We start from the raw sequence: 2,277 nt of genomic DNA, 5'->3' as shown, positions 1-2,277 counted from the left end.
ACGCCCAATCACACTGCCCCTGCTAGCGCCCTTGACCCAATTGTACCATCTTGCCTTTTGGTGGCCTAAGCGCTGGCAATAGGATCGTATGTTCAAATCAAAGTGCCGTTAAGAAGAGAAAACTCTGGTATTTTCTTTATTTCATCATAGCCATATAACGGTATATAAAATCAGGACTTTTGAGGCTCTCCTTTCCATGTTTATTGATCTGATCAGCATATTTCATCAAGGATCCACATCCAGCTTTGTTAAAGAGTTTGCGTAGCCCTTTATCTCCTGCAATATCGTAAAGCAAAAAAGCGTCCATGCAGTCTATCATCAGGTGTTTTCTGTCGAGCAATTTCAGGTTGGTCATATCTTCAAGTTTATTGCCCTCTGGTGTTCCTGAGTTGGTCAGGAACAGAAAAGTCCGGATCAGCCACTTGTCCCGTTGGAGCGATATGACAAAGTAACCCACCTTATGGGTAGCGAGATAACATTCCAGCAGCAAATAATCCTTTTTAACAATGGTACGTGCACTTCCTTCCCGTATTATATATCCAATATAGGCCTGCACGTATCCTCTCCAAAACACCGCACGTTCTTCAAAGCGGTCGAGTGCATGCTGCTGGGCATAGATTGGAAGCGGTATATCTTCATCAACATTGGTCAGTCCCAACTGGCTCGGTTTGATAGAAATCCAGTCAAATTCATCTATTTTGACCGGAGAGGGAACCCCCATACGGACTATTATCCTTTTCTTTCCGTCTATGTTCTGTAAAGTCGTGCTATGGGCCAGACGGTGAATATAGATTTCATTGGTCCCACCGAATTGTTCTATCGCCATCCGGTCAAAACTGAACCGTATTGTACCCCTGTAAAAATCATAGAGCTGTAGATCATTGATACTCATGATCTGTATAATATTCGTGCGCTGCTGACCAAACCACTCTGTCGTGGTGAAATAGGGCGCGAACACCTCCCGTAACTTGGAAAACCCTTTGATCCTCGTGCCCACCCTGTACTGTATATAATGAAGCAGGACAAGCGCATCAGTCAAAAAGCGTGCATAAGAGATCTTTTCTCCCAACAGGGTTTCGATATATTGACCGCTGAGCAGTTCGGCCAAAGTTTGCTTATAATTTTTGAGCTCCTCTTCATTCATGACACGTTTACCACGCAGGATCACCTTGATCTCGGGATATCTATATAGGTATAATAGTCGGAGGCTACTTTCAGGAAGAAGCTCAAAATATCCCTTGCCAACCATTTTTTCACAGATAATGCGCAACCTGTGGTAAAACACCTGCCGGCGGGCCTGTTCCTTTTGGCCGTAGCTGATTTTTCGATGGCTCGATTTACTCATACCCTTCCATTTGACTTAAATCCTCTAGATGTGAGATCCTTTTCCTTTCAATAGAGGAATTAAATATTCCTTAAGTTAATAAAAATCAGATATATTATCAACAATTAAGATTTGAAATTGGGCAATCTTGCTAATCTGTAATCAGAATGAGAAACTCCTATAGTAGAAAAGAATCTCGATTTCAAAATTGACAAGATGATCCTAAACTTTTTACAGTATTTGTTTAAAACTGAAAATAAAAAGGCCCCCATCCCGGAGGATAGAGACCAAGTTCTCAGCCTTAAATTAATTATAATCTATTTATTTCTTAATTTTTCTTCCAATTCTGCAATAAATTTGGATTGCATATCTATCATACGATCTTTTTCTTCCAATAATTTCTCGTATAATTTAGTTTCATTTTCCGATTTATCTTGTATGGTTACATGTGAATTATTAAAACCGACTTTATTATCTTTTATTTCACTAATATAAATACTATCATCAGTATTGATTAGATCTTCAACGGGTATATCATAAACATTAGCAATCTGGTTTAATCTTTCCAAGTCCAGACGCGTAATTCCATTTTCAATCTTTTGCCAAGTTTTCACATGGATATGCAGTTTATCTGCCATCTCTTGCTGTGTAATACCCTCAGCTTCTCTGAACCGTTTAATTTTTGACTGTATAGCTCCCATCTCTTACATATTTAATCAAATAGACACTAAAAGTATCTCTAAAGATACTAAAAATAGGCTTAATTTCGAAATACAAATTCCTACCTTTAATGAAGTTAAAATATCTGTTAAAAATATCTTGAATAAATGAAATATTAAAAAATTAGCAGAAAAAAAGAAATAGTATATTTGCACTCTCTAGAGGGTGTTCACAATAAAGAGCCTCGTCCAAGCAATGTAGGAAATTTCAAGGACGCAACCAATAAGTGCCCC

General features: G+C 38.4%; 2 protein-coding genes. Both read right to left on the bottom strand.

What is annotated here, in order from left to right; genetic code table 11:
* Positions 1–136 precede the first annotated feature (136 nt).
* A complete protein-coding gene (locus B2X72_RS10760; protein WP_286849583.1) occupies positions 137–1,345 on the bottom strand; it encodes a hypothetical protein in 1,209 nt (402 codons plus the stop codon).
* Positions 1,346–1,641: 296 nt separating this feature from the next.
* On the bottom strand, positions 1,642–2,025 hold the full coding sequence (locus B2X72_RS10755; RefSeq protein WP_286849581.1) for a helix-turn-helix domain-containing protein: 384 nt from the start codon (positions 2,023–2,025) through the stop codon (positions 1,642–1,644).
* Positions 2,026–2,277: the final 252 nt, after the last annotated feature.

The sequence above is a fragment of the Sphingobacterium sp. UBA7253 genome, from assembly GCF_002472745.1.
GTDB lineage: Bacteria > Bacteroidota > Bacteroidia > Sphingobacteriales > Sphingobacteriaceae > Sphingobacterium > Sphingobacterium siyangense.
This window is presented reverse-complemented; position numbering and strand designations above follow the sequence as displayed.

Excerpts from the sequence above, each read along its gene's own strand:
- B2X72_RS10760 (WP_286849583.1), bottom strand. The coding sequence starts at position 1,345 with ATGAGTAAATCGAGCCATCGAAAAATCAGCTACGGCCAAAAGGAACAG.
- B2X72_RS10755 (WP_286849581.1), bottom strand. The coding sequence starts at position 2,025 with ATGGGAGCTATACAGTCAAAAATTAAACGGTTCAGAGAAGCTGAGGGT.